The organism is Odoribacter sp. (genome assembly GCF_985060555.1).
Map to the genome: position 1 here is coordinate 1 of NZ_CFKYFN010000022.1, position 5,239 is coordinate 5,239.

Annotated in this window: 5 protein-coding genes and 1 pseudogene; 2 read left to right on the forward strand and 4 right to left on the reverse strand. The window is 46.1% G+C overall.

Annotated elements, in window-relative coordinates; all coding sequences use genetic code 11:
• A pseudogene (locus tag AC5RDS_RS02585) lies at nt 1-250 on the forward strand (replication initiation protein); the annotation flags it as partial.
• A gap of 275 nt (nt 251-525) precedes the next feature.
• Here the strand turns inward: AC5RDS_RS02585 and AC5RDS_RS02590 are convergent.
• The gene (locus AC5RDS_RS02590; protein WP_005842205.1) at nt 526-1,212 is read right to left on the reverse strand and encodes a SprT-like domain-containing protein; all 687 of its coding nucleotides are present in this window, start codon (nt 1,210-1,212) and stop codon (nt 526-528) included.
• 315 nt (nt 1,213-1,527) lie between these two features.
• On the opposite strand from AC5RDS_RS02590, the gene AC5RDS_RS02595 reads away from it, so the two are divergent.
• Nucleotides 1,528-1,920, forward strand: coding sequence for a hypothetical protein (locus AC5RDS_RS02595; protein ID WP_005648570.1), 393 nt, complete (start codon nt 1,528-1,530; stop codon nt 1,918-1,920).
• A gap of 72 nt (nt 1,921-1,992) precedes the next feature.
• Here AC5RDS_RS02595 and AC5RDS_RS02600 read toward each other — a convergent pair whose 3' ends face one another.
• The 3 genes from AC5RDS_RS02600 to AC5RDS_RS02610 all read right to left on the reverse strand — a co-directional run bounded on the left by AC5RDS_RS02600 (nt 1,993) and on the right by AC5RDS_RS02610 (nt 4,185).
• Nucleotides 1,993-2,472, reverse strand: a complete 480-nt coding sequence (locus AC5RDS_RS02600; RefSeq protein ID WP_005648573.1) for a hypothetical protein — start codon at nt 2,470-2,472, stop codon at nt 1,993-1,995.
• Entirely contained in the window at nt 2,469-2,996 is a 528-nt protein-coding gene (locus tag AC5RDS_RS02605; protein ID WP_005648574.1) for a hypothetical protein, read from the reverse strand. The genes AC5RDS_RS02600 and AC5RDS_RS02605 overlap by 4 nt, the downstream gene beginning before the upstream one ends.
• A 172-nt stretch (nt 2,997-3,168) precedes the next feature.
• On the reverse strand, nt 3,169-4,185 hold the full coding sequence (locus tag AC5RDS_RS02610; RefSeq protein ID WP_005648576.1) for an ArdC family protein: 1,017 nt from the start codon (nt 4,183-4,185) through the stop codon (nt 3,169-3,171).
• Between the last annotated feature and the right edge of the window lie 1,054 nt (nt 4,186-5,239).

The window sequence follows — 5,239 nt, forward strand, 5'->3', positions numbered from 1 at the left end:
GTTCGTTTACCGTTGGGTTTACGGTGCTTTAAGCTATCCGAGCGACAACACCCCGGTAAGGGCACTCGACAAGATCCTGGAAAGCGGACGGCTGAAAGACGTGTACGACCGTTGTGCATATTACGACGATAAGGTTTGCAGCGGTGAAATGAGTACAGCCCACGCACAAAATTCACTGGCAAAGATGCTGCGTGAGGATTTCGGTATCAAGGCCAGGGGGAAAAAGAAAGATCCCGACCTGTTTGGTTAAATCCGGAAGATTTTCTATATTTGTGTGCGGCCGGGGTGGTTCCCGTCCGTCTGGGGGCTGACGGCTATTGCACGTCAAGCCTTAAAAGTGGGGCGAATTGACGTATTACGACATCCCCACTTTTTCATATACCCCTATATTGTAATGCACATTACAATAATACTAAAATACTAAGATTAGTATAGACTTATCTTAGTATTTTAGTAAAACGAGTATGCTTGAAATCTGCCTCCGGCGGGGTTTTTACTGGGGGCTTCTGACCTTTGCACTGTTTCCTATTGTTCCGTAAAATCAGTGTCGCACAGTCCGCACCTTAACACCAGCCCGGATTTTCCCCACACGTTACAGCCGCACCCACAGGTGTATTTCTTCCGCTTTCCGCTTTTGCTCTCCCCCTCGTCCGGATCTTCCGGTTCTTCCGTTTCGTCCCCGTCGCTTCCGGCGATGCGGATCGGCCGGGTAGGTACGGCCGCCAAAGTCGGCTTGTACCTAAGCCGCAAGTTTTGCAGATCCTCCCGGCTTAGCGTATTGAAAACCTGCTCGAACTTCCCTCCCGGAATGATATAATGCGTAATGCTCTGGCCTGTCCTTTTGCCTCCGGCCTCCCCGGTGTCGGACGGCATCAGTCCGACCTGGATCATCTTGTCAGCCCATTGCGAATTATGATACCCTCCCCGGCTCGGCCTGCCGAAATCCTCCTGCCACAAATGGCACATTTCATGTACCAGGGTAGAATGCCAGTCCCGATCTTCCCGGTTCATAAAATCGGGGTTGATGCTGATCTCGTGAACGACCTTTTTTTCCTGCCCGTCCCCTCTCCAACGGTTGGCGGCGAAAAAGCCGAACGCCCCACCGTGACGGGACATATTCACGATACATTCCGAAAGCTCACCGTTAAAAATTGCGTCGTTGTAAAACTGATACAAGTCGTCCAACGTCTTAAACTGGATCGTCGTTATCATAAGCCTTTTGTTTTTCAATCTGAATGCAAAGATACGGATATTTTTGTAATGTACATTACAAAAATACTAAAATACTAATATTAGTATAACCGGATATAAAAGATACCCATTTTACTAAAATACTTGAATAAGTACACGTTACGTTTACAAAATACACTACTGTAATGCGCATTACAAAAATACTATTTTTAGTATTTACTAAAAAAAGCGCATCTATCCCAAAGATTATTCGAGAGATTTTTTTATCTTTCGGCCGAAGAATCCCGGAACGGAAATATTAAAAATATCCACGTTCCCAATAAACCATATACGCCCATGTTTCCAAATTACAAAGACTTTCAGATAGCTGTTTACTACACGCTGGGAAAAGCACTTCCCAAGCATATAGAGGAAGTGCAGACGGAGATCATCGAGAATTTCGATATAAAATACAATTCCCCCATGCTCGCACACCCGTTACTGCGTACCCCCATTTACGAGAAAATCATCCTCCGTATATTAGATACAATGGAAGATTTAAAAGAGATCCGCTTTTCCGACGACCGTACCCATGTCGTCCTTACCGGAAGGGGTAAACATCTCCTGGACGAGTACGAGAATGAAATGAATCAGAGGTTGCCTTTCATCATAAGCCGTAAAAAGTTCAAACGTCACACCCAAGAAGAGTTAGCTAAGGCATACCGGGAACTCAATGAATATCCCGATTAGTTTTTCTCCCAGGATTGAGCGTACGAACTAAAATACTAAAAGTAGTATCTACTATTTTTAGTAGATGTAGTATCAAACGAAACGTTTCTTTAAGGCGATGATCGGGTTTATCATCGTCTTGTACATTTCCAGGGGTTCACCCATAAGCTCGCACCGGATTAGGTGTATCAGCCTCTCGTCTTTCGGATCTGTCGGCTGCGGCTGGCAGTCCTTTCCCGTCCTGGTCTGATCCTCCAGTTCGGCCACTAAAATATACTGGAGCGTAAAGATGTCGGCCACGGTTTCCACCTCTCCGGCCACCTGTCGGTATAACTTCCGGTACTCCGGCCAACGTTCGGTATCATAGATATTCGCCTCGATATAGGCGTTTATCTGCGGAGTGGTGGCCGTCTGCTCGATTTCCACACCGGAAAGCCTGCGGATCACCTCTATTTTAAGTTTTTTCCCGGTAAACTTCTGTTTCGGCCTTAACCCGTATTGCGGCATTTCCCCCAGGGAGATAAACGGCTCTTTATCCCCCTTTCTCCGGTAAATGAAATATTCCGCTATCATCGTTCGGGGATATTCAAAACGTGATCCACTAACAGGGCTTTGTCCTCCGGATTTGCCTTTATCCAGAACAGCGACCAATTCAAGGCGTTTCCATACTCGTTAATACCGTTTTCCCGGACGGTCTGCCCGGCTGTCGGGGAAATCCCTTTCAGGCATGAAAGCGCATTATTATTGCCAAACATGGCATATCTGTTAAAGGCTTCCAACTCGAAAGGATAAATATCAAACCTTTTCTTTCCCTGGACGACCTGCGCAACAATCCGGCTATCATAGTCCGGATATTTGTCGGGTTCGACCTTAATCCCCAGGTTCTCCAGCAAAGCCCGGTTTATCCGATCGTCCGTCCCCAAATAAAACTGAAAGAAATCCCCGTCATACCCCCTGTATTTGCCTAAAAGATGCGCATACAGTTCCGCATCCACTTTTCCGTAAATACAACTCTTTATAAAATCCTCGTCGATACGGTTTCCTGCTATCGCATTGGAAACAACATCAATAATCTGTATAATCTTCGGTTTGTTCATATTACATTATTTTATCTACAAATATATATCTATCCAATCAAAAAACGCATTATCAGAGCTATGAAAGCGAAACGGAGTGTAGCGGCAAAGCGTTTTTTGGTTCTTTTTGGGGCGAGTGCCAAAAAGAACTCCCCCCGAAAGGCTGTCCCCCTTTCGGGGGATCTTCCTTGTATCATGCCACCTGTTCCGCTTCATCTGCTGCCGTTTCCTCGCTTTCTACGGAGATATTCAGTTTCCCGGCTATCATCTTGACAATTTTCATAGCGTCGGCCAGTACGTTTAAAATGAACTTGGGTTCTTCCCGGATCGCCTTTATCCAGCTTTTCAGATAAGCTGCGTTTTCAGTGCGTATATGTTCGGCTATCCCGAAAAACATTCCTGCCAGGGCTGCGGCGAACTCGGCCGTTAATTCCTCCTTGCCGTATTCCTCTGATCCGAACGGGTGCGCAAGATCCCGGTTCAATCGGGTGGGGTGTCCCGTGGAATGTCCCATTTCATGCAGAAGCGTTTCGTAAAAGCTCTGCATATCGACGAACTGCGAGCGAAGCGGCACTACGATATAATCGGCTAAAGGAGAATAGAAAGCCCTGTCGCCTTGCTGCTCCCGTATCGGGCAAAACCAGCTTTTCGCCTCCAGCATGGCGTCTATTTCGGGGTGCGCCTCTCCGGTTGTCCCGTCGGGCTGCTCTGCCTGTCCCCCTCTGAACTTCTCCCTTAACGCTTCCCATTCTTCCGGCCTCACGTCCGAAAAATTGGTCTGATCCAGGTTAAAGACCGAGTAATATTTATAGGTCGGTATAACGTTGTATTCCTGTTGCTGCTCCCGGCTTAACGCCTTGTATTCCTCAAAGGTTATTTTCTTGCGTGTTTCCTTGTGGTACACGTAGAAAAGGAAGTAATAGACCGGAAACGATTTCGATCCTTTCAGCACGGAGATCCCGGCCTCTTTCGCCTGGTTGAATGTCATAAATACGGGTGTCTGGTACTGGAATTTCTCGCAAAGGAAAAGAAGTAAAAAGGCGTTACCTCCGGCGTACCTGCGTCCTGTGAGGTTCTGCGGAAAGAAATTGCGTGTATTCGCCGCAATGGTGATCCAGGGCTTTTGCCAATTGTCCTCTACCTGCTGGATCTTCTCGATCATCAAATTTGCAAACTGTTGCGCTGCCTTGTCGAAATAATCAGTTTTCATAACTACGTCCCCCGTTCTTTATCCTGGTGGGTGAGCCAGTTCTAAAGGTTGTTATCTCTTTTTCTATACCTCTAATATAGCACTTTTATTTGAGATATGCAAGTATTTAAACAACATTTAACTAACTATTTATCAGATAATTATATGAAAAAGTAGTATTTTAGTATATACTAAATTTAGTATTTACTACCTGATTTTTTCCGATAGTAAACTCCCCACCTCGCACCCTCTCCCCCCCAAAAAACCTTGCGGATGCCTAAGATTCCGATGTTTTTGTATCAAGACAACCTCATTTTGGTTTTTCGGGGCTGTCGGTGTGGTCATCTTGCGTTTACCTTGAGTTCCGAGGGGTTTTTGTATGAGAACACCCCAAACGTTTTTTTCCATAGCACAAGTTTTTTAGGAAAAATACTACCTGGCTTTAGCCAGGCTGGAGATTTTTTCTAAAAGCCGCTTGCGGCTCAACTTGGGATATGGAAAAAGCCGTTTGACCTTTGCAGACAAAAACCCCTCGGAACTCAAGGTAAACGCAAGGCGGCCACGCCGGAAAAACTAAAATACCTCTCTCCCCTGAAAGGGGGGTTAAAACCGGGTTCGACAATCGGCTACCGGAGTACCCGGATTGTGCCGATCAGTGAAAAGTCAGGCGGCTTTTATCCGGCTGGCTTCACCGAACGGCTCTATCCGGAAATAGCCTACCTTAATCGGGTGGGTGGGTGTATTCATGCGTTAGGGATTGCAGTGGAAAGCCCACAGCCTTTAGGCGAGGACTTGGAGGCGGAAAGCCCGACCGTTTACGGGAACGCCCAAATCCTCCAAAAGAAAAGCGTACTAATATACTAAAATACTAAAAGTAGTAAATACTACATTCCAGGGAACAAGCCTCTATTCTTTTTAAAATCAATCCAGAAAAGCCATAAAATCCTTGTATAAACGAGATATACTCCCTATATTTGCGTAGTAATCCCCTGTTGTCCCTGTCGCAAGACAAACTCCAGGGTTTTGTTTTTATATACTCCCCCCCTATACGGTAGCGTATGGATCTTTTTCCTGA